This window comes from Streptococcus oralis, assembly GCF_001578945.1.
In the GTDB taxonomy this organism is placed as follows: Bacteria; Bacillota; Bacilli; order Lactobacillales; family Streptococcaceae; genus Streptococcus; species Streptococcus oralis_Q.
Genome location: NZ_KQ969550.1, coordinates 178,197 through 180,007, shown reverse-complemented (window position 1 = coordinate 180,007; position 1,811 = coordinate 178,197). Strand labels below are relative to the sequence as shown.

The window sequence follows — 1,811 nt, the reverse complement described above, 5'->3', positions numbered from 1 at the left end:
CAATGCCAGCACCTTTATCTATCAAACCTTGGCAGAGACAGGAAAGATGCCAGAAGCCAAATCTATTCGTGATTTGGGCGATGGAACCTTTGAGGTGGAAGTCTTTCCAACAGCTCCAGTGGATCAAATGACGGCTGCGACTCAGCATGGCTACCTACGCCTTGTCGGCCAGCCCAAGCAAGTCAGCCCACTTGATAAAGAAGCTGGTATCATTGCTGTTTCAGGTGCGGGAAATTACAGCTCTTCTATTGAGACCATTAAGGCCATCTTCTTTGACAATAAGACGGTCATTCACAAGGCCCACCGCCTAAACGAAGCAACAGACAAGGTCTGGGAAAAGATTTTTGCGCCCCTTGTGGAACGAAAAGCTCTCTCATTTGCCGGGGTGGACTATAGCCGTGACTTGATCCAGTTAGAAGGGGTGGATGCCATCTACTTCACAGGGTCAACAGCTGTTGCCAAAAATATCATGGCATCAACAGATACTCCCTTGGTGTCAGAATGTGGTGGGAACAACCCTGCCATCATCGTTCCTGGCGATCGTCCTTGGACTGCAGAAGAAATCAAAAATCAGGCAGAACTCATTGTATCGATTTCTAAAGGAAATGGCGGGGCAGCCTGTGGCCGTCCGCAGACCTTCATCACGTCTAAGCAGTGGGCACAACGGGAAGAATTTTTGGATGCCATCCGTCAAGCGGCGCAATCAACCTTTGCCGTTGGGACTTATTATCCTAAGAGTGCCGATGTACGGGAGGCTTTCCTAGCAGCTCACCCACAAGCAGAAATCATCAAACCAGAAGGTGGCCAATACCCCAATACAGACTTCCTCTTTATCCCGGATATGGACAAGTCTGCCTACGGTGTCACGCATGAAGCCTTCTGCCAAATCATGGGAGAAGTAGCACTTGATGTACCAGCGACTGCCGAAGCCTTTTTACCAGCAGCCACAGCCTTTGCCAATGATGAATTGCTGGGGACTCTAGGATGTATGATCCTGATCGATGATGAAACTCGTGCCAACCATGAAGACGCCTTTCAAACAGCTCTCAGCGAGCTCAACTACGGCGGGATTACAGTCAACACAACCCCTCCAATGGTTTGGTTTAATGCCTACCGGACTTGGGGAGGCTGCAAAGAGACCAAAGAAAACTTTGTTTCAGGGATTGGAAACTTCGGAAATGCCCTCAACTTTGAACAGGTTGAAAAATCTATCTTGGTCGAACAATTTGCGGCTACTGGTTTCTTATACAATGACCGCCAAGCCACAGATGCCATGAACCAACAGGTGATCAACTTCACACTGGGAAATATGGAATAAGAGCCAGGCTCTAATGAACACAGCAGATTTTCTGTTGTGTTTTTTTCTGTGAAATGCAGAAGGAGATTGGCGTAAACTGTCAAGTCTATGGCATGCCTTGCTATGGGATTTTCTTTAATCAAGATGTATAATGGTTTCTATAAAAAATCAGATTGGGGAAAAATATGACAACTGCTATTTTACTGGGAGCGACGGGAGAAGTCGGAGGCGCTATCTTACAGGAACTGCTGGCTAGTCCAGCCTATTCGACTGTCTACGTCCTTGGGCGTTCTTCCATTAACCGCTTGCCCCATCATCCCAAGATGATCACGCTTGTCACGAATCTGGAAGACCCACAAGTGGATCCCGCTATCCTCAAGCAGGCAGATGTCTTTTTTGCCATTGGGACTGGGGTGCGGGCTGACTTTGAAAAGATTGATTACGGCTATGCGGTCGCTTTTGCCAGTCTCTGTCAAGGAAAAATCAAGAGTTTCAATCTGGTATCGGCCAATGG

Annotated in this window: 1 protein-coding gene and 1 pseudogene; both read left to right on the top strand. The window is 47.8% G+C overall.

What is annotated here, in order from left to right; genetic code table 11:
* On the top strand, window positions 1-1,318 hold a 1,318-nt coding region (locus SORDD16_RS00850; protein ID WP_061451977.1), incomplete at its 5' end, for an aldehyde dehydrogenase family protein.
* A 164-nt stretch (window positions 1,319-1,482) separates the two neighbouring features.
* Window positions 1,483-1,811, top strand: a pseudogene (locus SORDD16_RS00845) (NAD-dependent dehydratase); the annotation flags it as partial.